The organism is Paenibacillus sp. IITD108, from assembly GCF_036541265.1.
Lineage (GTDB): Bacteria > Bacillota > Bacilli > Paenibacillales > Paenibacillaceae > Pristimantibacillus.
This window is the reverse complement of record NZ_JAZHCT010000024.1, coordinates 1-23,005: the sequence shown is the minus strand read 5'-3', so window position 1 is coordinate 23,005 and position 23,005 is coordinate 1. Positions and strand designations below refer to the sequence as shown.

19 protein-coding genes are annotated in these 23,005 nt (G+C 45.0%); 12 read left to right on the top strand and 7 right to left on the bottom strand.

All coding sequences use genetic code 11. From position 1 onward, the window contains the following. Window positions 1-51: 51 nt before the first annotated feature. The 3 genes from V1L65_RS19640 (at window position 52) to V1L65_RS19630 (ending at window position 8,402) form a co-directional block, all read left to right on the top strand. Window positions 52-1,632 (top strand): extracellular solute-binding protein, encoded by a 1,581-nt coding sequence (locus tag V1L65_RS19640; protein WP_331700936.1) that lies wholly within the window; start codon window positions 52-54, stop codon window positions 1,630-1,632. Between the two features lie 179 nt (window positions 1,633-1,811). Continuing rightward, window positions 1,812-6,875: a cadherin-like beta sandwich domain-containing protein gene (locus V1L65_RS19635; protein WP_331700935.1), complete on the top strand. Its 5,064-nt coding sequence runs from the start codon at window positions 1,812-1,814 to the stop codon at window positions 6,873-6,875. A gap of 468 nt (window positions 6,876-7,343) precedes the next feature. Further along, complete coding sequence (locus tag V1L65_RS19630; RefSeq protein WP_331700934.1) at window positions 7,344-8,402, top strand: hypothetical protein; 1,059 nt, start codon at window positions 7,344-7,346, stop codon at window positions 8,400-8,402. A gap of 415 nt (window positions 8,403-8,817) precedes the next feature. Here the strand turns inward: V1L65_RS19630 and V1L65_RS19625 are convergent, their stop codons facing one another. Beyond that, a complete protein-coding gene (locus tag V1L65_RS19625; protein ID WP_331700933.1) occupies window positions 8,818-9,147 on the bottom strand; it encodes a hypothetical protein in 330 nt (109 codons plus the stop codon). Window positions 9,148-9,352: 205 nt separating this feature from the next. Here V1L65_RS19625 and V1L65_RS19620 point away from each other — a divergent pair, with 205 nt between their 5' ends. Beyond that, window positions 9,353-10,225 carry an alpha/beta hydrolase gene (locus tag V1L65_RS19620; protein ID WP_331700932.1) on the top strand — a complete coding sequence of 291 codons (873 nt, stop codon included), beginning with the start codon at window positions 9,353-9,355 and terminating at the stop codon, window positions 10,223-10,225. 104 nt (window positions 10,226-10,329) lie between these two features. On the opposite strand, the gene V1L65_RS19615 is transcribed toward V1L65_RS19620, so the two are convergent. The 6 genes from V1L65_RS19615 to V1L65_RS19590 all read right to left on the bottom strand — a co-directional run bounded on the left by V1L65_RS19615 (window position 10,330) and on the right by V1L65_RS19590 (window position 15,366). After that, on the bottom strand, window positions 10,330-10,683 hold the full coding sequence (locus tag V1L65_RS19615; protein ID WP_331700931.1) for an STAS domain-containing protein: 354 nt from the start codon (window positions 10,681-10,683) through the stop codon (window positions 10,330-10,332). Then, window positions 10,676-11,113, bottom strand: coding sequence for an ATP-binding protein (locus V1L65_RS19610; protein ID WP_331700930.1), 438 nt, complete (start codon window positions 11,111-11,113; stop codon window positions 10,676-10,678). Before V1L65_RS19610 ends, V1L65_RS19615 begins: the two co-directional genes overlap by 8 nt. Beyond that, complete coding sequence (locus tag V1L65_RS19605; protein WP_331700929.1) at window positions 11,106-12,728, bottom strand: PP2C family protein-serine/threonine phosphatase; 1,623 nt, start codon at window positions 12,726-12,728, stop codon at window positions 11,106-11,108. Before V1L65_RS19605 ends, V1L65_RS19610 begins: the two co-directional genes overlap by 8 nt. Then, window positions 12,725-12,850, bottom strand: a complete 126-nt coding sequence (locus V1L65_RS19600) for a hypothetical protein (RefSeq protein WP_331700928.1) — start codon at window positions 12,848-12,850, stop codon at window positions 12,725-12,727. The genes V1L65_RS19605 and V1L65_RS19600 overlap by 4 nt, the downstream gene beginning before the upstream one ends. Continuing rightward, the gene (locus V1L65_RS19595; RefSeq protein WP_331700927.1) at window positions 12,847-13,647 is read right to left on the bottom strand and encodes a bacterial transcriptional activator domain-containing protein; all 801 of its coding nucleotides are present in this window, start codon (window positions 13,645-13,647) and stop codon (window positions 12,847-12,849) included. Before V1L65_RS19595 ends, V1L65_RS19600 begins: the two co-directional genes overlap by 4 nt. A gap of 120 nt (window positions 13,648-13,767) precedes the next feature. Further along, window positions 13,768-15,366, bottom strand: a complete 1,599-nt coding sequence (locus V1L65_RS19590) for a copper amine oxidase N-terminal domain-containing protein (protein WP_331700926.1) — start codon at window positions 15,364-15,366, stop codon at window positions 13,768-13,770. 109 nt (window positions 15,367-15,475) lie between these two features. On the opposite strand from V1L65_RS19590, the gene V1L65_RS19585 reads away from it, so the two are divergent. The 8 genes from V1L65_RS19585 (at window position 15,476) to V1L65_RS19550 (ending at window position 22,828) form a co-directional block, all read left to right on the top strand. Continuing rightward, window positions 15,476-16,258 (top strand): DUF3891 family protein, encoded by a 783-nt coding sequence (locus V1L65_RS19585; protein ID WP_331700925.1) that lies wholly within the window; start codon window positions 15,476-15,478, stop codon window positions 16,256-16,258. A 15-nt stretch (window positions 16,259-16,273) separates the two neighbouring features. Next, window positions 16,274-16,834 (top strand): GNAT family N-acetyltransferase, encoded by a 561-nt coding sequence (locus V1L65_RS19580; RefSeq protein WP_331700924.1) that lies wholly within the window; start codon window positions 16,274-16,276, stop codon window positions 16,832-16,834. A 37-nt stretch (window positions 16,835-16,871) separates the two neighbouring features. Then, window positions 16,872-17,426: a nucleotidyltransferase family protein gene (locus V1L65_RS19575; RefSeq protein ID WP_331700923.1), complete on the top strand. Its 555-nt coding sequence runs from the start codon at window positions 16,872-16,874 to the stop codon at window positions 17,424-17,426. Window positions 17,427-17,586: 160 nt separating this feature from the next. After that, window positions 17,587-18,357, top strand: coding sequence for an enoyl-ACP reductase FabI (gene fabI, locus V1L65_RS19570; protein WP_432504904.1), 771 nt, complete (start codon window positions 17,587-17,589; stop codon window positions 18,355-18,357). 222 nt (window positions 18,358-18,579) lie between these two features. After that, window positions 18,580-18,852, top strand: coding sequence for a hypothetical protein (locus V1L65_RS19565; RefSeq protein WP_331700922.1), 273 nt, complete (start codon window positions 18,580-18,582; stop codon window positions 18,850-18,852). A 208-nt stretch (window positions 18,853-19,060) separates the two neighbouring features. Next, on the top strand, window positions 19,061-20,686 hold the full coding sequence (locus tag V1L65_RS19560) for a histidine kinase N-terminal 7TM domain-containing diguanylate cyclase (RefSeq protein WP_331700921.1): 1,626 nt from the start codon (window positions 19,061-19,063) through the stop codon (window positions 20,684-20,686). Between the two features lie 359 nt (window positions 20,687-21,045). Next, window positions 21,046-21,741: a response regulator transcription factor gene (locus V1L65_RS19555; RefSeq protein ID WP_331700920.1), complete on the top strand. Its 696-nt coding sequence runs from the start codon at window positions 21,046-21,048 to the stop codon at window positions 21,739-21,741. Continuing rightward, window positions 21,734-22,828 carry a HAMP domain-containing sensor histidine kinase gene (locus V1L65_RS19550; protein WP_331700919.1) on the top strand — a complete coding sequence of 365 codons (1,095 nt, stop codon included), beginning with the start codon at window positions 21,734-21,736 and terminating at the stop codon, window positions 22,826-22,828. Before V1L65_RS19555 ends, V1L65_RS19550 begins: the two co-directional genes overlap by 8 nt. The last annotated feature ends 177 nt before the right edge of the window (window positions 22,829-23,005 follow it).

Here is a 23,005-nt window from a genome sequence, read left to right as displayed (position 1 = left end):
CAAAGGTTTAGTCGAAAACATTAGAATGAGTGAGAAGGAGCTGGCAAGAAGATGAAAAGAACGAAATGGATTGCTTTCGCAATAGCTTTAATCATGCTGTTTGCTGCAGCATGCTCGGGAGGAAATACGAACAAGCCTGATCCGAGCCCATCGAATACGTCTGGAGGCAACCAGCAGTCGGATGCGCCGTCTGCGACACCGGATGATACACCTGCGAAGAAAACCTTTACTGCGCTGCTGGACAACAATGCTACCTTCCCGTATACAAAGGAATGGCCGGTATGGGACATGATTGAGAAGAAAACAGGTGTTACGCTTGATGTGCAAATTCCTTCCGGCAAGCTGTCGGAAACGCTTAGTCTGGTTATTGCATCAGGAAGCCTGCCGGACCTTATGTATATGCACAGCCGCAAGAACGATTCCAATAAATACGGCCAGCAGGGAGCGCTAGCTAATATTCTTGACTATTTGGACATTATGCCTAATCTCAAGGCCTGGATCGAGAAATATCCGGAGGAAGCAAAGGCTGCTTTGGCTGCGGACGGCAAAATGTATATGTTCCCGAATGAAGGCTTCGGCGAAACGAACCGTATGATATGGATGTACCGCGAGGATATATTCAAAAAACATAATTTGACGCCGCCGACGACGTATGATGAGCTTTATACCGTATTGAAAGAGCTGAAGCAGCTGTACCCTGACAGCTATCCGCTTGCCATGCGCTTCGGACAAATACCGGAAGAGATGCTGGCGCATTTCACAAGCAATTTTGAAACAAGCGGCGACGTGTATTTCGATTTTGACACCAATACATGGAAGTATGGCGCTACAGAAGAGAACTATCGCGAGATGATGGTGAGCTTGAAGAAGCTGTTTGATGAAAAGCTGATTCCTTCCGATTTCCTTACGATGCAAACGAAGCAGTGGCAGGATATGGTATCGACCAGCGGCGCATTTATTACAATAGACTATATTACTCGTATCGACTTCTTCAACAATGCGATGCGTCAGGAAAATCCAGAGTACAATATGCAGTTTATGGCTCCTCCGGCTGGTCTGAGCGGCGGTAAACAGCAAAATCCTTATATGCATTTTCTTGAAGGCGGATTAACTGTACATTCCAAATCCAAGCAAATCGAGGACGTTATGAAGTATATGGATTTCTTCTATAGCGAGGAAGGCCGTACGCTTGCAAGCTGGGGAGTAGAAGGTGAAACCTACACAGACAATGGCGGCACAAAGCAATTCCTGCCTCAGTTTACCGATGTTACAGAGATGCGCAAGCAGACTGGGCTGGCAACTAGCGGAACCTATACCTGGATTGATTACAATGCACATTTGGCGCTGTTCTCAGAGGATTTGCGCAATGCTTATATTGAGGCAAGAAAATATGATATGCCGGCTATGCAGCCGCGTCCGGCTTTCCTGGAAGCAGAGAATGAATTGCTGTCCATGACAGGCCAGGCGGTCATGAAGCATCGTGAAGAAAACTTTGCGAAGTTCGTAACGGGCTCCCGCAGTCTGTCGGAGTGGGATAAATATGTTGAAGAGATCAACGGCTTAGGCGTTCAGAAGCTGCTGGATACGTATACAGAAGCACATAAGCGTCAAGCATCGATTTCTTTCAAATAAGGATAAACGGCTTCCGCTGTCCTTTGGAAGAGCGCGTTTACCGATCAAATATAGGAACAGGTATAAGATGAAACTTATACTTTCTATTATTTTAAAATGGGGCTGCATCTTGTTAAATACGCAAGGAGACAGCCCCTTCTTTTCTATGCTTCGAAACCTTCTGAAAGGGGATTAGATCTGTGATTAGAAAATTGTTCGGAAAAAAAGCAAAAATGCTTATGGCGGCAGCGCTCGTTCTTACGATGACGATATCCGGCCTGCTGCTGGAGCCGCCAAGGGCAAGCGCAGCATCGATGATTACAATAGACTCGCCGTCAAACGGGGCATCGGTTGAAAGCGGAACGGTTCGTATTTCCGGAACTTATGCAGGCTTATATGATATCAAGCTGTTCATTAACGGGACGAGACAGGTTGATGCCTTTACTTACGATCCGACTGGCAGTGACTCCGGCACTTGGCATTACGACCTGGATACCTCTATTTATAACGGGACGATTCAGCTGCGTGCGAGGGGACTTGATACGACGACCAGGTATGGCATCTGGAGCTCTGATATGCAGATCCATATTAGCAACGATGAGGCTGCCGCTCCGATTGTGACGATAGAAAGCCCGCTAGAAGGAATGCCGCTGAGCGGGATTGTGCCGATTCAGGTACAGGTGCAATCAGCCGCAGCAATTAATCGCGTGGAAGTGCGTGTTAACGGCGGACAGTGGCAAGCAGCTGCTCTGGATGGGCAGGGCTATGCATGGAGCTGGGATACAAGTGGTCTCTCTGATCAGATCGTAAGCATAGAAGCTCGTGCTTTTAATGAAAATGAGGTAAGGGGCAGAAGCTTGACTACCTATGCGCAGATTGGCGAAGGTTTATATGAGGATGTAATCGTTAATACACAGGACCGGTCCATGTGGATATGGGAAGGAGCTTCCTATAATATGCTGCTCAATCCCGGCTCACGAAACGTGCTGCTTTCCATGGGCAAGGATACGGACACCTTCGATTCTGAGCCTGTAAAGGTGCTGTACTTTGCTGTCGGGCCTTTTGCCGGCATGGATGTGATGGAGGATAGACCGGACTTGCTGCGCGACTTTATCGCTTGGGCGCATGAGCATGGCTTTGAGGTTCAAGCCTGTATTGCGGGAGGAACTTCCCCGCCATATATGGGGGCTTATCGCGCCTTTCATGATGTGGCGGTCCGTCATTTTGAGCAGGTGCTGAACTACAATCTTTCCTCTGATTCCAATGAGCGCTTTGATGGCGTGAACGTAGATATCGAGCCTTATATTTCACCAGACTTTGCAGATGAAAGCAAGTTTTTGCAGGTGGAGTATTTGGAGCTGATTGAAAAAATGATTGAACGACGCGATGCTTCCGGCTTGAATTTATCGTTTGGACCTGCCATTCCTAGATGGTACGATTCATCGGACCGCGCCAAAGATATTACATTCAATGGGCAGACAAAATGGTTATCCGAGCATATTCAAGATATGGTCGATTATATTTCGATTATGAATTACCGTGATCAGGCGGATGGCTCGGTTGGGCTTATTGCGCAGGCGCAGGGGGAGATGGATTATGCCAATCTCATCGGCAAGCCGAATTCGGTTATTATCGGTGTAGAGACGCTGGATATTGCCAATAGCGGCGATCCGGAGACGATAACGTTCCGCGAAGAAGGCAGAACGTATATGGAGGCGGAGCTTGATAAAGTGTACACAGCCTTTGCGAATGACCCAGCCTTCGGCGGTATAGCGATGCATCATTATGATTCGATCCGCTGGCTGCCTTCGCACTGGGGGCCGGATGGCGTGCTATGGCTGCCGCCAGAAGATCATGAGCCGCCTACAGCTGTAAGCAGCAATCCGTCTGCGCAGGCTGTCGACTATCAGACGATAACTCTATCCTACGGGCGGGCTTATGATAACACGGAGGTAGAAAACTATGTCATCTATCGGAGCACCGAGGCTGGTTTTACAGCAAGTGCTGAGCACGCAGTAGGCACTTCCCGAACATTGACGTACAAGGATACAGGCTTGCTGCCGGCAACAACGTATTATTATAAGGTCGCGGCAGTAGATCTGAGCGGTAATATCGGTCCTGTTTCCGAACAGACTGCAGCGACGACGGGAAATACCTCGCTCAAGCCGATGATTGTGTCATCGATGAAAGTAGAGCGGGCAGGTACAGCTTCTTCTGCTGCCATTCGAATTTCCGAATATTTGACCGGCATGCCGATTGAGGCTAATGTGGAAGGAAGATTTACGTATGCTGGAGGCCGTTATGTATCGGGTCAAACGGATGGAGGGCAAGTCTCTTTCACTTCAGAAAACATACCTGATCAATATCTGATCGGTTTTATGCCAAGGCGCGTAGTGGCAAGCGGCTATTATTGGGCGCAAGCTTATGATACGCCTAAAGCGGCTAATGTGTATCCGCGTGTAAGGCTGCAGAGCCTGGCTGTCAGCGGGGGACAGTTATCGGAAGTATTTGCGCCAGACAAAGCTCACTATAAAGTGCTGATTGAAAACCAGGCTGCTTCTATTCAAGTTACGCCAACTGCGGAGGAAGCGGGCACAGCGATACTGGTCAATGGCGTTCCCGTTGCGAGCGGCACAGCTTCCCAGCCTATACCGCTTGGAGATGAGGATACGATTATTGTCGTGCAGACGATAGCGCCTAATGCAGCGATGGACAGCTATACGATTACCGTTCAGCGCTCTGCGCCGCCTGTAGATAATGTATTTGTCGCTGTAGAGGATGCGCATGTGCATCAGAATAATCCTTCCACCAACTATGGAGCTTCTGAATATTTAAATGTGATGGATATATTGAATGCAGATGGCGGAGGCGATCAGCTCGCATATTTGAAATTCGATCTGGCAGATTATACGCTTCCTGTGGAGAAGGCAGAGCTTTTTGTTTACGCTACTGAAACCGTTTCCAAAAAGGTGAAAATCGATGTAATCGGCTATCCGGACAGCAGCTGGAAGGAAAGCACGATCGTATTCAACAACAGGCCGCTGCAAAATCCGCAAGCACTAGGCACGTTTGAGGTGCAGGAAGCTGGCTGGTATTCCATCGATGTTACGCCTTTTGTGCAAAGCAGAATGGGAGCAGGCGGTGATCAGAAGGCAACCATTCGCTTTATTATTAACGATATTCCGAATTCGTCGGGAACGTTGGTACAGTTTCATTCTCGCGAGCATGCGCTTAACCAGCCATATTTGCTAATTAATCCATCTTCAGATGCGACGCTGGCGAATTTGACGTTAAGCAGCGGCAGCTTGGAGCCGGCATTTGATCCTGGACAGCTGGAATATAGCGCGGTTGTAAGCGGTGAATCCATTACCTTGACGCCTGCAGTGTCTGAAAGTCACGCTGTCGTTACGGTAAATGGAGAGACTGTAACAAGCGGGATGCCATCACAGGAAATACCGCTTGTTGTTGGCGAGAATCCGCCGATTGCAATAGAAGTTACCGCGCAGGATGGCAGTAAAACGATGTATCAAGTAATCGTAACTTCAGTGCTGTCCAGCAATGCTGATCTGGACTCCCTTGTCTTGCGGGGGGCACAGCTGCAGCAGCCGTTTGATGCCAATGTAACGCAATATACAGGCACGGCAGCCAGCAGCGCACAATCCGTTCAAGTGGAAGCTTTTGCAAGTGATTTGCAGGCAAAAGTATACGTCAATGATCAATTGACAGCTGACGGACTTTCTGATGCTATTACATTGAATTATGGTAAAAATACGATTACAGTACGAGTAGAAGCACAGGATGGCACCGAAAAAACTTATACAGTGGATGTTACAAGACAGTCTGTTTGGTATGGTGATTCAGGAGGAAGCAGCGGCGGAACCTCTACATCGTTCATGGAGATCGATGTCAGTGAGCAGCAAATTATCGCAAAGCCGCGTACGGAGCTGATCAAAGCAGCTGATGGCAGCATGATCGGAAAGGTTCAAATCGTTGGCGACGCTGTAAGCAAGGCGCTTGAGAAAGCGAAAGCGGCAGCCCAGGAGAATGCTGATTTGCAAAGTATGATCATTTCTATTGGCAAGGATGACGAGGAGCAAGCAGCGGGATGGGAGCTGAGCATTGAGCCTCAGGCATTGACAAAGCTGCAATCTGCCGGACTTGACCTGGAGCTGCTGGGACCTGGATGGAGCTTGACGATGCCACAGCAAGCGATGGCGGGCTTAGCGCAGCATGACGAGCTTTTAACTATTCGCATTATGCAGCTGACGGATACAGCAAGTCAGAAAGCTATTGCTGAACGCCTTTCCGCCTCACCATTAGTATTATCAGAAACAAACGGAAGAAAGCCATTGTGGCATTCTGCGCCGCTGCTTGTAGAAACGAACTTTAGCGGTGAGCAGCTTGTACTGGCATTGCTGTCGAGCACGGATAATGAGAGTCTTCAATATGAGCAAATAGAAGCGGGATTAGGTGTTTATATCGAGCACAGCGATGGAGACGTATCATTCCAGAGGGGCAAAATTGTGAATGGCCCGTCAGGCAAGCCAGCAGGGGTGCAAATAACGGTCGATAAATTCAGCACCTTCACCGTTGTCGCTCTTCCGCAGAAGCTTGGCGCTTATATTAATGGCTATACGGATGGGACGTTCCGCCCCGATCACTCTATTACAAGGGCAGAGCTGGCTACACTGCTAGATAGGTTGACGACAGATACCTCTGTTTCTGCTAACAAGCAGACAGCAGACTTAGCAGCTGCTGCAGGAAAACAGACAGCGGATACCTCTTCTTCCTCTGGCAACCAGACCGGGGAACATGGGGCTAATCTATGGCGGGATGTCCAGCAGCATTGGGCAAAGAATTCAATTGAGCACTGGACTGCAAATGGAGTATTCAATGGCTATCCAAACCAAACCTTCATGCCTGGCCGGGCTGTTACAAGAGCGGAATTGGCGGCCATCGTGACGCGATGGAAAAATGTATCACTGGTGAATGCGTCTGCTGCAGGCTTGTTTACCGATACAGATGGACATTGGGCGCAAGATGCGATTGCAGCGGGGCATGCTGAAGGCTGGTGGAACGGCTACAGCGATCACAGCTTCCGTCCAGATCAAGCTGTTACAAGAGCAGAAGCGATAGCTGTGCTGAACCGGGTGACAGAACGAATTCCTTATGATGTACCAGGCAAGCTTCCTTGGAAGGATGTAGAGCTGGATCATCCGTTTGCAGGCGATATTTACATTGCTGCTTCATCAGATGAAAAGTAAACGAAATTAAGAAATAATACGACTAAATACCATGTGAAAGCCCGTCGAGCTTATTAGCTTAGACGGGCTCAACGTGTTGAAAAGCCCCCAAAGGTTACTTAATGGCGCGCGTAGCAGCGGAGTTTGGCAAGCACTTTATTTTGTAACGAATCTGAGAGGCGTTATTTTGTAAAAAATGCACCTTTTGAAATTCTAACGCTTTGTAGAAACGCTATCTGTGAACAAACGCTCATTTGGGCTGCGTTTCAGCCCTAATAAGCTCGCTCAGATTCGTTACAACTTTAAAAATAGTTTTTTCGGCATAATAGCGCTTCTTGCATTCGTTAGAGCTCCAATATATAAAAAAACGGAGCAAGCTCATCGTGTATTTCTTTTTAACAGGAAAAGCTTATCAAAACATAGAAGTAGTGGAAACAAATTTCGTCGGGTTGCGTCTAATTTTTAAACGAAATAGAAAGGGTGTATATTTTGAAAAAATTTTTGCTTGGTCTATTTCTTGGAATGGCGTTAACGATAGCTACCGCTGCATCATTGCCGGAGGTTAGGGCGGTATTATTTCCAGTTTTTATTTCCTTTGAAGAAAACGGCAAGTCTTCATCATTTGAAGGAGAGGTATTGAACTACAAAAAACATTTATATGTTCCAGTTCGTTCTTTTGCAGAGCATATGGGCAGTACGGTGGAATATGTTGCTCCGAACAGCGGCAGCAAAGCGCAAGTACATATTTTGAAGCTGAATGATCAAGATTTTACGGTGAGCGACACGTCTAAAAATGTTTCAATCGGTTTAATAGAGGAGATAGATGTTGGCAAAGGCGAGCCATTATTTATTAGGGGAGCAATCAAGTTTCACAAGTCCATTTCAGATAAGGAACAGCTTGTCATCACGCTGCTGGACAAAGACGGCAATGAAGTAGCGGCTTCAAACCCCATCAAGCTGAAATACCGGGAACCTCATGAAATGCTTGCAGGTGAATTTACCTATTTTGATACAACCTTCCCTCATATCCAACTGCCAGAGTCTTATAGCTACGGCATTAGAATTGAACAAAAGCAGGCTTGGACGATTAGACAATATCATACGGAATACGGAGCGCTAGGAGCAGGCGGATTAAATGGTTTTCCGCTTAATGCTTATATTAACGGTGGAAGTTATGTTCCCAATAAATACTTTGATATTGAACTTATATTGTTAAATTTGCATGACACGGAGAAGGTTGTTATCACAGAACCGCTTATTATAGAAGCAGAAATTTACAAGGAAGAGGTTAATGAGGAGTCGAAAATTTTAACCATTACGTCAGAGCCTTTTACCGGAACCGTGAATCAGAAAAGAGGAAGTTATATAACGAACTTGACTTGGGATTTGAAGGATTCGGCAGGCAACCCTGTTCCAAAAGGAACATATATCGTTAAGTTGAATCTGCCTGTTAAAGCTTACGGACATATGTCTGGTGATCCGAAGCAGCAGGTAGAATTTATGCTTGAACAGTCGATGCAAGCTTACAATGGTGTTGAGATTAAGTAATAATGGCAAGTCTAGCAGCACTATTTTCGAAATATTGCTTGTGTGTAGAGCTCTGGAACAGTTGGACAGCGCGCCGCATGCGAAGCTGCGAAAATTCAGAGCAACCGGTCAGACGTTCCGCTATTATGCGAAAAATCGCCGTTTTAGAGGGTGATTGTGACAGACGTTCCGCTATTGATCAAAAAAACGTTGAAAAACCACTTGTTGAAGCCAAATAGCGGAACCAGTGACCGCGAAACTCTAAAAATAGCATTTTTGAGGCAAATAGCGGAATGTGTGTCCAGTAAAACTCGCCACGTCGGGTGCTGTTGAGCAGAAGTAGAACTATCCAGTAAACTCGATACGGCGGGTGCTATTGAGCAAAAGGTTTCTGCATACTAGGCATGATGGTGCTGCTGAGTAACCAGCCAGCTGTTTATTCTTGTTTCTGATTAAAACTTTTGCCGATGACTGTTTTCTTATCCAAACTAATAAAGACGGCTAGGTCTCCATTTACATCAGTTGCAGTACGATTAAACGTGACAGAGTAAATCTCTTCCCGTCCATAAGCTTGATCTATGTAAGGTTTTATTTTTTCATGTACAGTTACTTTTTGCACGATAGAGTCTTTAGGGCTTACCGGAATTAACCCTTTTTCTTCCTCCGAAAGACTGGAAAATGCCACCATTTCAATCGGCGTTTCTAATTTAGTATTTAAACTACAGCCTGTTGAAACTGTTGCTAGCAGCAGTATCAACAGTGGCATTAGCAGCAGTATCAACAGTGGCATTAGCAGGGGGATGAACACGAGCTTTTTCAAATCATATCACCTCATTTATAAAAGACGTGTAACTTCAGCTAAAGTTTCATTCTGGATTAAGTTTAATGCTTTTCATTCACCCTTACCGTATGTATAATTACGGAATAATTGGATAATGATTGTTGCATCGTTCTAATTCGAAGGAGAGGAAATGAATAGAATGAAAGAAACAAGAGTATATAAGCAAGTAAATGGCTGTTCGATTCATGCGGATATTTACGATCAAGGTGCAGGGTCGCCAGTCGTTATATATATTCACGGCGGTGCGCTTATTTTTGGCTCCAGAGTGTGGTTTCCTGCAGAGCAAATTAAGCTTTTTAATGATGCCGGCTTCAGTGTTGTCAATATTGATTACCGCCTGGCGCCGGAAACAGCATTTGAACAAATTATTGAAGATATAAAGGATGCTTTAACATGGGTTAGAACGGAAGCTAAGCAGTGGTATGATTTCGATAGCGATAATATTGCTGTAATGGGAGGCTCAGCGGGCGGATTTCTAAGTCTATTAACAGGAACAATGGACGTCAAGCCTAAAGCGATTGTTTCCTTTTATGGGTACGGAGATATATTAGGAGATTGGCTCGCGAAGTCAAGTGATTTTTATTGCAGAAAGCCTTTGATTAATAAAATGAAAGCTCTGGCTGCTGTTAGCCATACAGAGACGACAAACGGCGAGTGGGAACGGTACAGTTATTATCTTTATTGCCGCCAGCAGGGCGTGTGGCTGCAAGAAGTAGCAGGCCTCGATCACAAAATGGATCGTCAGGCATTGAGTCCATATATTCCAATCCTTAATGTTTCGGAAGATTTCCCGCCTACATTATTGCTGCATGGCGATCAAGATACTGATGTTCCGTATGAGCAATCTGTCCTTATGCATGAGAAGCTTAAGGAGGAGGGCGTTTACTCGAAATTGATTACGATCGAAGGGGCAGACCATGTTTTTGATCAGCATTTTCATAACCCTGCCGTGCAGCAAGCTTTTACGGAAGTTGTGCATTTTTTGAAAAAACACCTTTGCTAATGGCGAAAGAAGCAATGGCAAGTGTTCAGTATGTCAAAACTTCGCTAACCGCGAAAGAAGCAATGGCGAGCATTCAGTGCGTCGAATCTTTTTCAGGTTCTATGTTATACAGTACGTAACGCTTCTTCCTGGTCTGTGCAAATACGCAGTAAATTCGTGAGCCCTACCATGCGGAGCAGCTTGGCGTAATGGTAGGTCAATCCGTAGGCGGTTATCGGGCAGCCGCCCTTGGCGCATGCCCGCGCCAGCCGGATAAGGATCGCAATACCGTAGCTGTTTATATATTGCACATCAGTAAAATTAAGCAGCAGATGATTTTTGCCGGGCACGAGTCCTTTTTCCCAGTCACGCAGCCGAAGCAGCTTTTCCTCGGCTTGGATATTCAAATCGCCTTGCAGATCCAATATGATGCATCGCTCTAATTCACGAATCGAAATTTGCAAATTGTTTTCAAGCATGATGAACTCGCTCCCTTAACAAAAAGTGCATTTCCATAAAGAATCTATCGTTTTCAAATCCTGTACGTACGGAGTCGGCCAAATTGTTTATTAGCATGACGCCCCAGCCTCGATCGGCTGAATCGTTTTTAGCTGCTGGAACCGCGGCGCGCTCTCTAGCCATAGCCGGGCTATAAGGGAAGCCTGTGCCTTCATCAGTGACGCGAAAGAGGATTTTGTCGTTCTGACCAGTCATCTCGACGAGTACATGAGCTTCAGCTCTCATCCGGTTGCCATGCTCGAATGCATTCAGGCATGCTTCCGCCACTGCCGTCATCATATCGTCTACCCGTTCATTAAAAGGCGCAGAGGCTGAAAACAGCTGCTTGATATCGTCCATTACTATTTTCTCTTGTCCAAATTGAGTGTCCAGCCGCCACCGTTTATGCATCCTCAGTCCACCTCACCATAATCAACGTACGATCGTCCTCGTATTTGGCCGTAGAACCTTCCCCAAGCCATGTTCGAAGCTCTTGGAATTGCAGCTCCAAATGCGCGTTATAATCCACTCTTTGCAAAAACTGCTCGAAGCGGTCGAAGCCGATAAACTGGCCCTGCTCATCCAGCTTTTCAATTAGACCGTCTGTATAAAGAATGAGCTGATCGCCTGGTGAAAAGGGGAAAATTGTTTCATGATATACTTCATCCTTGGCAATGCCAGCCGGCAGAGAAGAGATAACAATCTGCTCGACTTTTCCACTGCGAATGCTGTACGGAGCTACATGTCCTGCACTCGCATAGCTTGCTGACATTTGCCGCACATCTATAATAGCAAGCCCTAGTGTAATATATCTTTCCCCGCGCAGCGTTTCAACCATAAGCTGGTTCAGCCGCGTCAAGATTTGTCCAGCAGAGCCGCCGCGGCTCATTTCCATTTTGAATAAATGGATAACAGCAGACATCAATAGAGCTGCTGAAATCCCTTTGCCGGATACGTCGCCGATAATAACAGCAAAACGGTCCTTATCTATAATATAGGTGTCATAAAGATCGCCGCCAACTTCTTTCATCGATTGACAGCTCGCGTAGATATGGCAAGGGCCTATCCTCTGGCTTTCTTGCGGCAGCAGACTGCGTTGAACCTGATAAGCCAAATGCAGCTCATATTCTAAATCCGCATACTCCTTGGCAGCATAGTCTTGCAGCTCATTGAAGGCATGAGCAAGCTGGCCGACCTCGTCCTTTGATATAATGGGTATTTTTCGATGCAGCTTAATACGTTCTCCACCGATTAAGGAATGGATGCCTCTAATCATCACTTGCAGTTCATGCATAAATTCTTTGGCTGAAAACAGAAATAGAAACAAGCCAAACGCAAAGCTGACAAAGGCGATGCTGAATAAAATGGTTAAATGAATCGCCTTGTCAAAAGCAATTGCGTTGATGATATATCCGGCAATGCTGAAAATGGTAATAAGGAAAATACTAATAAAAGTAAGCAGCAGCGGGCGTAGAAAGCTTGCTTTCCATTGGATGAGCTGTAATTTTATAACCGATAGTTGTATTAAAAATGAGCGCAGATTGTACCGGAGCAAGCTGTACAGCAGCACGGCCAATGTTAGGGTTAGCGATTGATCGAATAAGAAGTCGCGCAAAAAAATTAAAATATCTTCTTTGCCCCATAAAAACAGGGGGCGCCCTAGCATCCACAAATCGATGATATGATAGGCAGGGGAGACGAATACCCCAAAAATGAGCATCGATGCAAAAACTTCATGCGGCAGCAGCAGCAGCTTGCTCCAAATGAGCTCGACATCTTTATTTTTGCCGCCGTCATCGATGATGTGCAGGATGCTCTTTAATCTTAAGTAGGAAAAAAGCATAAAGGAAATGATCATTAGAAGAGCGATGAACAGCTTTGCTTTCAAATTGAAGCGAATAAGCTCCTCCCACGAAAATCCATTAATAAACAGATTGTTGAGGGAAATGAGCAGCGTTCCGAATAAAGCGACTCCCGCATAAATCCAAAACAAGCGCAGCATGAACGAAAACCCCGTCTTTTTCATGAGTATCTCTCCGATAAAATGATAGTTGTATCGCTCATGGGTGCGGTATCAAGCTCCTGACGGAACAATTGCTCCATACGGGAATACCATTGCTTGGCGGTGTCTTTTTTATTTGCCTTCATGTATAACTTGAGCAGCTCCTGGTAAGCTCCTCCTCGTAAGGAGACAGATGAACCCATTCCAAAAAATAGGGCTCGGCTTTTTCGAAGCTTCCTGCTGCTGCGTAATAAGAGCCCAGCCGTTTTAATATACCTGTTTGCTTGAGCAGCATGTCCTTTCTATACTGATCAAGCCAATCCAAATAATGCAGCGCAGGCGCCAGTACCCCATATAATTGCTGTGCTTCATCATACAGTGTAACAGACAAGTCCGGATAGGCTGCCCATAGCTGGTTGCCTACTCTTACCAGCGTAATATATTTCTCAGCGTCTACATAATCGATCATATCTTCATCCAATTGGATCATGCCATTTTTAATGGCAATGCCTTTTGGAATATGCAAATATTTATGCAGCGTTTGTTTAACATGATGGATGATCACATATAATTGATTTGATATTTGACCGGTATCGTCGCAATAAAAGAGTATTTCGGCAACAGCTTCCTTCGTGGCGCGATAGTTCGGCTGCAGCAGCAAAAACAGGAACAGCTCCTCTGCTTTTTTGCGCTTCCACTGCATGCTGTCAATCTCTTTGCCATGCCGGATAAATGTGAAATGGTTAAAGCATTCGACTCGCCACCGGCCGATCGCTTGCTCAGGTTTTCCTTCCAGCAAAAAATGCTCGCCCAGCTTTTTTAATAAGGCGGGTGCCTTGTTTTTTTGATGAGCAGGAAGCTGCGCTTCGAGCTGCTCTTTCAAGCCTTTTGCCACTTCCTCATATTTGCCTTCAAGGATTAATGCCGCAAGCTCCCTGTACAAGCGTACCACCCGTTCTTGATTGATTTTAAAATAAAATACAGCGATTAATCTTGTATATCAATATTCTACTTGCATAGGTCATTATCCTACTAGAAAAGAGGGCAGGTTATGCCCCATTTATTATAATTCAACGGGTGTGCCAAGCTGGTAGGCGGCTGGCGGCGATGAAATTTTGATGCCATCTTTAGTTGCGGTTACATACCAATCCCAATTGAACATATAATGGAGCAAAATAACCTGACCTTCTTCATTGATTTCAATATCTCCGGTCGTTACTTTATTGTTAAAATAATTTTCCCAGGTCAAATCATCATAAATGATCAATATTCCGCCAGATGCTCCCGGAACCTGAGGATTGGCTGATGGAATCCACATATCCCAAGCCCCGGCCAGATCATTTAAAGCATAATTAATTGCAGCATCCTGTCCGCCAGACGGAGCCGGGGAATTGTCTTTGCTCATAATCGTGATTTCGCGGGTATCGTTATTGAACTTAACATCGAGATCAAGGCTTTCGCTTACAAAGCGGATCGGAACCATCGTTCTGCCTTTCATCGTCGTTGCAGGAACATCCATCACGATCTTTTTGCCGTTGACGATAGCAGTAGAGCTGTCCAGCGGCAGCTCGATTTTTTTGTCGCCGAGTGCAATAGTTGCTGTTCTAGTCGCCCCGTCCCAGCCGACTTCGGCGCCAAGTGCTTCAGATATGAAACGGACAGGGACCAGCGTACGCCCATTCACAATAACTGGGGCAACATCAAGCGTTACTTTTTTGCCGTCTACAAGCGCAGTCGTGCTCTCCAGCTTCATCGTAATTAGCCTTGTTCCTGCAATGGGATCGGTTGAGCCGGCTGGCACGATGTTAACCTTAATCGGCAAATCGATCTCCGATACGCCATACTTATCATACGCTACAAAAATATACAAGTAGGTATGGCCCGCGAAAGCGTAATGATCCGTATATTCAGGCTCCTCCAAAATAAAATCACTAACCGGCACATAAGGACCGCCATTGTCGGAACGGTACAGGTCAAAAGCAAGCTGATCCTTTAAGGCTGGAAATGATATCGTAATCGGACCTTCCTCAAATGTGTACTCCGCTCCAGGGTGACGCAAGTCGTATGCTGGATCAGCAAACGGATTTTCATCATACAGCCCTTTTTCCACATCCTCGGCAAATTGTCCCGGCTTCAAGCCTGGATTCGGCTGTTGGCTGTCTGGTTGTTTATCTTCTATAATTTGCTCTTCAATGACGTAGGAGAAGGTTACTTTGGAAAGATAGTCCATATAGCTTTTTACAACGGTATCGATTTTTATTTTTGCCCATGTGCCATCATTCAAAATAATGAGATAAACCGCTCCCTGGGAGACACTCTCATACGTTTTGAAGCTGGAGATGGAGGCGTCTGTTAAATCCTCCAGCTGCTCATTTACTTTAATAATGCCATTAGCAGCTATATAGCCTGATTGTGTAATGACAAAATCTGCTTCCTTGCTGCTTGCTGTAACATCCATAGCCGCCAGGCTGTACCCGCCCAAGCTCAGTACATCTCCTGACCAATTGAGCGTGTAGGGGGAAAGGGCGTTGTAGCTGCCTTTTTTTATTTGGCTCCACTGGACTTTTGCAGCAGCGTCAGCTGACCCAGCTGTTAAGGCTATCGAAAATAATTGAAGGAAACAAATGACTGCCATCACAATCCAACGTTTTTTTGCCTTCATGAATGTACACCAACCCTTTACTAGGAAATATGCTTCGAGCATATCGTAGCAAACAGGACTTACAAAAAACTTGCAAAAGAGTACAATGTAGTAAAGAGGAGGCGGAGCCATGATAATAAGAGAGACAGAGCACCATTTTGTGATGACGACTCAGCATGAGCATGCCAGCTTTTCAGGCAAAGTTGCCAGCTGCTTCAAGGAAAATCTATTTCTGGACAGCAGCTACATGAGCGATGTGCTAATTGCGATCAAAGAGCATGATAGAGGCTGGATTCGCTTGGATGATACGCCAGTTTGGAATGATCGTCATATGGCTCCATGTTCTTTTGGCGAATATCCGCTGCTGCCCAAGCTGGTATTGTATCGTAAAGGTTTGGATGAGATAGAGCAAATCAACCAATATGCCGCCTTGATCTGCAGCATGCATTTTTCATCCTTTAAGCACCTACAGCAATCGAAACAGACAGAATGTATCGATTTCATTCATCATGAGACGGAAAGACAAAAGCGGATAAAAGCAGGCTTGGCGCATCCCGGCGAAAACATCGTGGAACGGCATTTTAAATTGTTGCAATTATCTGACGAAATATCTCTGTACGTTTGTTTTAACCGTCCTGGCGCCGCCAAAGAGGAGGAGCATCCCTGGTATCGGGCAGGCTTTGAAACAATTATCGATGGCCAAAAAATAAACGCCCGCTGGGCGAACAGCAAGGAAATAGTGATCAGCCCCTTTTTATTTGAAAAGGAGTTTACTGCTTCTATTAAAATCAAATATGTAGCAAAGGATTTCATTAATCAGATCGGCCTTAGCGCAGCCTATAAGGAAACAGATTTGACGGAGCAGGTCGTGACATTCAGAGCCGGGGAAAATAATAGGAAGCTTAATCAATAGAAGGAGGTCGATCGCGTGGCTTATTTGAAGTCGGAGCGGATTGTGCTTAGAGAATATCGTATGGAAGATTTACCTTATATGCGGAAATGGGTGAACAACTTTGATATAACGAACAATTTGCATGATATATTTATTTATCCTCAAACGATGTACGATACGGAAAGCTTTTTGAAGATGATGGCAGAAGGAAAGGGGGAAAGCAAAGGGTTTATTATAGCTGCTCCCGATACGCTGGAATACATTGGACAAATTGATTTGCATCGGATCGATTGGAAAAATAGATCAGCCATTCTAGGCATCGTTATTGGCCGCGAGGAATATTTGAGCAAAGGGATCGGCAAGGAAGCCATTGAGCTTATACAGGAATTCGTGTTCAACACCTTAAATCTTAACCGTTTGGAGCTGGAGGTGTATGAGTTTAACGCAAGAGCGTATAAATGCTATATCAAATGCGGTTTTGTGGAAGAGGGAAGGCTAAGGAAGAAGCTGTTCAGACAAGGGAAGTATTGGGATGTGATTCAAATGGGAATTTTGAAGGAAGAGTATGAGCAGAAACGGGAAAACGCAGAGGTTTGATGTTTGTAAATTAGAAGGATTTAGACTGAGGTGTCATATGCCGCTCGAAAAAAAACTGATCGATATAATATTGACCAACGAACATGTAATAGAGGATTTAAAGCTTGTAAGAGGCTTGGAACTGCCCGATTGCTGGATAGCTGCAGGATATGTAAGAAATTATGTTTGGGATGCTGCACATGGTTATAAGGAGAGAACGCTCCTTAACGACGTCGATATTATTTATTTTGATTCAAGCGATCTTTCGGTTACTATAGAAGTGGAAGCAGAAAAGAAACTGCAGGAGCAGAAGCCGCACTATAATTGGTCAGTCAAAAATCAAGCCAGGATGCATATTAGAAACGAGTCCTTGCCTTATACGAGCACCATGGATGCCATGAGATATTGGCCTGAAACAGCGACGGCAGCAGCCATTTGCATGGATGGGGACGATCACATACATATATTGGCGCCGCAGGGGCTGGAAGATTTATTAGAATTGAAAATAAGAAAAAGCAAGTTTTTTAAGGATAAGAGCTACTTCTTAAAGAGAATTAAATCAAAAAAATGGCTGGAGATCTGGCCTATGCTGCAGCTTTTGGAAGATGAGTAAAAGATGGAATTGCGTGTTTTTTAAAAATATAAGAAAGTATAAGTTTTTTCCTTATACCTATTCTTATAATTCATCGGTAAACGCGCTCGTCCAAAGGACGGCGATAGCCGTTTATCCTTGGATTAGATCATAATGTAAGGGATTAGGCAGGAGGATTTATATGTTGCTGAAGGATAAAACGATAGTCGTTATGGGCGTCGCCAATGAAAGAAGTATTGCCTGGGGAATAACCAAATCATTGCACCAGCAAGGCGCGGGTTTAATCTTTACTTATCGGAAGGAAAGATCGCTGGAGAAGCTGACAAAATTGCTGGATGCTCATAATATTCAGCCCTTGGGTACAGTATCGTGTGATGTATTGGATGATGAAAGCTTGCGTGCTGCATTTGCAGAAATTGAAGGCAAGGTCGGAACCATTCATGGTGTCGTTCACTCTGTTGCATTTGCGGAAAAGGATGAATTGCAGGGCGAGTATGTGAATACAACTAGAGAAGGCTATATGCTGGCACAAAATTCAAGCTCGTATTCCTTGGTGGCTGTTGCCAGAGAAGCAAAGCGATTAATGAGCGAGGGCGGAAGCATCGTTACTCAATCCTATATTGGAGCAGAGCGTGTCGTTAAAAATTACAATGTGATGGGTGTGGCAAAAGCAGCCTTGGAAGCTAGCGTGAGATACTTGGCAGAGGATCTGGGCAAATACGGCATTAGAGTCAATGCAATTTCAGCGGGTCCTATTCGCACCTTGGCCGCAAAAGGCGTTTCTGGCTTCAACGACATTATGTCCACGCTTGAAGAGCGGGCTCCACTGCGCAGAAATATTGATCAGGACGAAGTCGGCGATGCGACGATGTTCCTTTTAAGCAGCCTTTCCAGAGGCATAACTGGTGAAGTTATCCATGTAGATGCCGGTTATCATATTTTAGGCATGTAATAATGTACAATCAATGACCCGGCCAAGATAGCAATATCTAGGGCTGGGTCTTGCTTTTGATCGCAGTGCCACCTTTTTCTATTGCTTGTTGCATCATTCACAATGATTATCATTCGACAGCCTGAAATATGAATCCAATTGAACGGAACGGCGTAATACACTTATCAAAAGTAAAGCTGCGCATGAATACGATTAAGTATGATCCAAAAAGGGGGGAGCTTTATGATTCATTTGGAAAAAACAAACAGACTGGCTAATTGGTTCATTGCTATTGGTGTTTTGTTTGCTCTTTTTACTTTTTTTTCTTTTTTAAATGGCGGCTTCTTTGAAGTGATGCAGTATAATTTTGTAAATGATTTAAGAGGTACACTGTTTACAGTCCTTTTCTTTATCATTTCTTTTTTCTCAATTGTAATAGCTATCGTATTGAAATGTATTGTCAAAGAAGTGAATGACGAATTAACAATGCTGGCAGAGCGTATAAAGAATGATTAAAAGTGAATCATTCAGACTGTTGAGAAAGGGGAACGAAAGAGCAAGATTGGGAATGGATAAGTGAAAGCGCCCGCCCAAACTTGATCGCAGTGTCATCTCTTTCAGTGAAAATTACTAGTATATGTTATACTATTTTTGATTCTACTAAGCTATCATACAACTACTGTGACGGCTGACAGGAAGCCGGAACTTCGAGTGGAGCAAAGATATGGGGACATCGTATTCCGCAATAATAACTCTAATTGTGACAGCAGGAGTCATTAATGTAATAATGGGCATCTACGTGCTGGCTAACCGCTCTAAACAGATGATGTCTAATATTTTTATTATTTTTTGTATGCTTGCGGCGATCTATACGTTTGGCTCAGCATTGGAGCTTGCGGCAGGATCGCTTGACGAAATAAAATTTTGGATCAAGTTTGAATATTTGGGCATGCCCTTTCTTCCTCCGCTTAATTTGCTGCTTATTATGCATTTCCTCGGTATGGACCGCTACTTTAAGCGGTTCTGGTATGTTGTATTGTTTATTATTCCGGTTATTACGGTGGCGCTCGTATTTACTAACGAATGGCATCATTTCTATTACCAGTCCGTAGAGCTAAGGACGGATACCGCGATTCTTAAGGCTAATTTGGAGATAGGCCCTTGGTACATTATTCAAGGCGGCTACACATTCGGATGCATGACGGGCGGTGTTGTGCTGCTACTGTTGAATTGGAATCGTATGAAAGCTTCCTATCGCATTCAGTTTTTCACGATGCTGTTCGGGTTATTGCTGCCGCTTGCAGGAGATTATGCATATCTCAGCCATCTTACTCCTTACGGGCTTGATCCTATTCCCGTTATGATGGCGCTTACTTCTGCGATGTATATGTGGGCGCTCACTTCAAAAGGGCTGATGAATGTCGCGCCGATTGCCAGAGACCGTTTATTTGAGAGTATGAGCGACGGTGTTTTGGTGCTGGATATGAACAACCGGCTTGTCGATTACAATCCGTCTGCCGCAAATGTAATGCCTGAATTATCGCCAGACCTTATTGGTCAAGCAATAGAGCCTTTTTGGAAAGCCCATACCGATGAGCCCTTGGTTGACTCGTTTATTTTAGAGAGAAGGCAGGACGCGGGAGAAACTGGCACGCAGCAGGAGATTTTATGGCTTCTGCAAGGGGAGAAATTTTACTACCATATCCGGTCTTCCATTGTGCGGAAGAGGAATGGCCAGCAGTCAGGCAAGCTTATTGTTATGATCGACGTCACTGAGCGGACTCGATTGCAGCAGCGACTTCGCGATATGGCCTATTATGATGGACTGACGGGTATTTTTAACCGGAGCTATTTCGTACAAACAGGCCAGACGTTACTATCGAAAACCGTTTTTCTTGGAGAACCTTTAGCCTTGGTATTGTTTGATGTGGATTATTTCAAGCGCATCAACGATACATTTGGGCATAGCGTCGGAGATGAGGCGCTGATCCACGTTGTGCAAATATGCCAAAGGGTGCTGCGTCACGAGGATGTATTCGCGCGTTACGGCGGAGAAGAATTCGTTGTGGCGATGCCAGGAGTGACGGCGGCCGAAGCCTGGGAGGCTGCAGATCAAATGCGCCGCGGACTTGCAGAGCAGCCGTTGGAGCTGACGCAAGGCCCGCCGCTGACGATAACGGCAAGCTTTGGCGTTGCCGCTGTAAATGAGGTTGACGCGGATAGTGAGGAGGACGGGCTGAATAGCCTGTTGATTGCCGCTGACCGGGCGCTTTATGAGGCTAAACGTGCCGGCCGCAATACAGTGAAGTTGGCGGACGGCGTGGAAACAGCATCTATAAGCGGAACATAGAATAGAGAGCCGGCTCGAAAGAGCTGGCTCTTATATTTAATTATAAGAATTTATGAGTTATTCCTATAAACTTGTTCTTATCATTCATCGGTAAACGCGCCTGTCCAAAGGAAGGCGGAGCCGTTTATCCTTGTAGGGATAGACTATAACCTATTTGCCATGAACGCTTGAAATTTTTAAGTGATGACTATTTTGTATTTGTTGAAATGTAGTAAAATTGTATAATTATTGAAATTGAAAATGGGCTGATGTTGGAAATCTATAAAAGCGGGACTACAATAGGGAACGAAGAGCAAGGCTGAAGCTAGAGTAGTGTAACCGGAGCCTTTTTCGACATTTTCAGGTAGGAGTGTTAACGTATGCATGCAATAACGATATTAATAGCCGATGATGATAAGGAAATAGCAAATCTGGTTGAGCTGCATTTGATGAAGGAAGGGTATCATTGCATGAAGGTATCTGATGGGCAGAAGGCGATCGAAGCTGTACGCTCATATCGAATTGACTTGGTAATTTTGGATATAATGATGCCGGAAATAGACGGCTATGAAGTGACGAGGCAAATACGCGAGCAGCATTTTATGCCGATTATTTTTCTAAGCGCCAAGGCAAGTGATCTCGACAAAATTGCTGGACTTGTCCGTGGAGCGGATGACTATGTGACAAAGCCCTTTAATCCGATGGAGCTCGTAGCTCGTGTCAATGCCCATATTAGAAGATCCAAACAATTCCATCAAGCTTCAAAAGAGACCTTATCTATAGTAGAAGCAGGAGGAATAATCATTCATCCTGAAGAGAGAGCTGTCTTGCTTTACGGTCAGCCGATTGAGCTTACGCCGAAGGAATTTGATATTTTGTATTTGTTGATGAGATACCCCAAGAAGGTTTTTAGTACGGAAAATATCTTTCAGCAGGTATGGGGGGAGGAATATTACGAGGGCAGCAATACAGTGATGGTCCATATTCGCACTCTGCGCAAAAAACTTGGCGATGACAGGCAAAAGACGAAGCTGATCAAAACAGTCTGGGGGGTCGGATATTCTTTCAATGGCTAATATAATCCGAAGCTTTAGATTCAGGATGATATTGTTGTTTGGGCTGAGCATGGCCTTCGCCGGTATTTTAACCTTTTGGCTGTACAAAGCGCTTCAGCTCTATTACTATACGACTAAATTCGAAGATCCGCTGACGAAGGTCCGCTATTTTATGAGAGAGGTTGGCGATATTAATTTCTTCCTTACGATTTTTATTCCGCTGTCCGTAATCTTCTTTTTCCTCCTTACTAGACGGTACGCTACTTATTTTCATACAATTTCTATCGGAATCAATCAGTTGGCAAGCGGCAATTTTGAGAATCATGTAGCGATTAATTCGAAGGACGAATTTGGCGATATTGCAAGAGATATCAATTTGGCGAGCAAAAAATTGCAGCAGGCTGTAGAACGAAGTAATTTTGCCGAGAACACCAAAGAGCAGCTGGTGCTGAATCTGGCGCATGATTTGCGCACACCGCTTACGTCCATATTAGGCTATCTGGATTTCATCCTTAAGGATCAACAGCTTACTCCGGAGCAAATAAGGCAGTATACACAAATTGCCTACTCGAAGTCCCAGCGTTTGGAACAGCTGATAGAGGAGCTATTTGAAATTACTAGAATGAACTATGGCAAGCTTGATATGGAGAAAAAAACGATTGTGCTGAGCGAGCTGTTAATTCAACTGAATGAGGAGCTTTATCCTGCTTTTGAAAAAAGCGGGCTTACATCAAGACTGCATGTGCAGCCAGGCGTTATGATGCAAGGGGACGGTGAAATGCTGGCGCGCGTATTCGAAAATTTACTTACGAATGCGGCGCATTATGGGAAAGCGGGCAAGTACATTGATATATTTTGTCGGACGACTGGCAGAGAAATCACGGTACAGGTAATGAACTATGGCGCTAGAATCCCCACCGAAGAGCTCCCACATATTTTTGAAATGTTTTATACAGGAGACCAGTCGAGGTCCCATCATGAGGGCAGCACAGGACTGGGACTATTCATTGCTAAAAAAATAGTAGAGCAGCATCAAGGGACAATTACTGCGTTTAGCGATGATGCTTCTACGATGTTTGAGGTTTGTTTTTCCAATGAAAAAGGATGACTAGATGCCGAAACTTGATCGCAGTGCCATCTTCTTTCGGCTGCATGTTGTCCTATTCACAATGAAGCGATAGCTTTCCTAGTTGGTCAGTCGTTCCGTTATTACGCCATAAATAGCAGTTTTGAGTCGATAAAGTGACAGACGTTCCGCTATTGATCCATAAATCGCAGAAAAAGC

Bases quoted from the DNA above. Each gene is read 5' to 3' on its own strand.
- V1L65_RS19640 (WP_331700936.1), top strand. From the start codon at position 52: ATGAAAAGAACGAAATGGATTGCTTTCGCAATAGCTTTAATCATGCTG.
- V1L65_RS19625 (WP_331700933.1), bottom strand. From the start codon at position 9,147: ATGCCACTGTTGATACTGCTGCTAGCAACAGTTTCAACAGGCTGTAGT.
- V1L65_RS19620 (WP_331700932.1), top strand. From the start codon at position 9,353: ATGAATAGAATGAAAGAAACAAGAGTATATAAGCAAGTAAATGGCTGT.
- V1L65_RS19615 (WP_331700931.1), bottom strand. From the start codon at position 10,683: ATGCTTGAAAACAATTTGCAAATTTCGATTCGTGAATTAGAGCGATGC.
- V1L65_RS19610 (WP_331700930.1), bottom strand. From the start codon at position 11,113: ATGCATAAACGGTGGCGGCTGGACACTCAATTTGGACAAGAGAAAATA.
- V1L65_RS19605 (WP_331700929.1), bottom strand. From the start codon at position 12,728: ATGAAAAAGACGGGGTTTTCGTTCATGCTGCGCTTGTTTTGGATTTAT.
- V1L65_RS19600 (WP_331700928.1), bottom strand. From the start codon at position 12,850: ATGAAGGCAAATAAAAAAGACACCGCCAAGCAATGGTATTCCCGTATG.
- V1L65_RS19590 (WP_331700926.1), bottom strand. From the start codon at position 15,366: ATGAAGGCAAAAAAACGTTGGATTGTGATGGCAGTCATTTGTTTCCTT.
- V1L65_RS19585 (WP_331700925.1), top strand. From the start codon at position 15,476: ATGATAATAAGAGAGACAGAGCACCATTTTGTGATGACGACTCAGCAT.
- V1L65_RS19575 (WP_331700923.1), top strand. From the start codon at position 16,872: ATGCCGCTCGAAAAAAAACTGATCGATATAATATTGACCAACGAACAT.
- fabI (WP_432504904.1), top strand. From the start codon at position 17,587: ATGTTGCTGAAGGATAAAACGATAGTCGTTATGGGCGTCGCCAATGAA.
- V1L65_RS19565 (WP_331700922.1), top strand. From the start codon at position 18,580: ATGATTCATTTGGAAAAAACAAACAGACTGGCTAATTGGTTCATTGCT.
- V1L65_RS19560 (WP_331700921.1), top strand. From the start codon at position 19,061: ATGGGGACATCGTATTCCGCAATAATAACTCTAATTGTGACAGCAGGA.
- V1L65_RS19555 (WP_331700920.1), top strand. From the start codon at position 21,046: ATGCATGCAATAACGATATTAATAGCCGATGATGATAAGGAAATAGCA.
- V1L65_RS19550 (WP_331700919.1), top strand. From the start codon at position 21,734: ATGGCTAATATAATCCGAAGCTTTAGATTCAGGATGATATTGTTGTTT.